Consider the following 872-nt stretch of genomic DNA (forward strand, 5'->3'; position numbering starts at 1 on the left):
TCTTCGCGCCATGCGCGTGCGCGTTCGTGATGAGGAATTGCTCGACCCGCATGAGCTCGGGCCTTCCGCTGCCAGCCGTCACGCCGCGACGAGCGATGCGGTCTTCGCTGTGATGAAGGCCGTGATGCGCGCCAGTGAATCGAGGTTGGCCGGCACGATATCGGCGTCCGCAACTGTGATTCCGCAATGGTCCTCGATAAAGGCCACCAGTTCCAGAACGCCGGTCGAATCGATGATGCCGTTCTCGATCAGCGAGTCCGTATCGGCGAGGGCGTGGGTGGTGTCGCCGAACAGGCAGTTCTCGATGACAAAGGCCTTCACTGCGGCTTGGATCGGATCGGTCATGTCGTTCGCTTTCCTTGGTGGTGTCAGGCGGCCTTTGCGTTGCAAATGCCTGTGCCGGTGAAAGTCGTCAGCCACAGCTGCGTCGACAGGATGCCGACAAAGGCCGCGTTGTCGCGAAAGCCGGAGGCCGGCTGGCGGCTGCATTTCTCATGTAGTTTTGCCACTGCCTTCGGATTGAAGAGCCCGCCGGCGCTGACTGCGGCGTCGCCCAGGGCCGACTGGACATAGTCCCTCGTGCCCGGCCCAACGACGGACTGGCTATCCGGTGCGCGATAGGGCTGCTTGGTCCGCCGGCCGATGGCGGCCGGCAGCAGGTCTTTGGTCGCCTCCCGCAGAATATGCTTCTCCACGAGCCCCTTCAGCTTCATCTCGGGAGGAAGGCCGGCGGCAAACTCGACCAGATGATGGTCGAGGAAGGGAAAGCGGCCCTCGATGCCGTGGGCCATCGCCATGCGGTCGCCCTGGCTGGACAGGATGTAGCCAGGGAGAAGGAAGCGGGCTTCCAGATATTGCGCCTGGTGCAAGGG

General features: G+C 63.3%; 2 protein-coding genes. Both read right to left on the reverse strand.

Annotated features, from left to right (window positions below; translation table 11 throughout):
* Window positions 1-78: 78 nt before the first annotated feature.
* A complete protein-coding gene (locus EOA22_RS35510) occupies window positions 79-345 on the reverse strand; it encodes an acyl carrier protein (RefSeq protein ID WP_127390708.1) in 267 nt (88 codons plus the stop codon).
* A gap of 23 nt (window positions 346-368) precedes the next feature.
* On the reverse strand, window positions 369-872 hold a 504-nt coding region (locus EOA22_RS35515), incomplete at its 5' end, for an asparagine synthase C-terminal domain-containing protein (RefSeq protein ID WP_164756271.1).

The sequence above is a fragment of the Mesorhizobium sp. M7A.F.Ca.US.014.04.1.1 genome (genome assembly GCF_003998745.1).
Classification (GTDB): domain Bacteria; phylum Pseudomonadota; class Alphaproteobacteria; order Rhizobiales; family Rhizobiaceae; genus Mesorhizobium; species Mesorhizobium ciceri.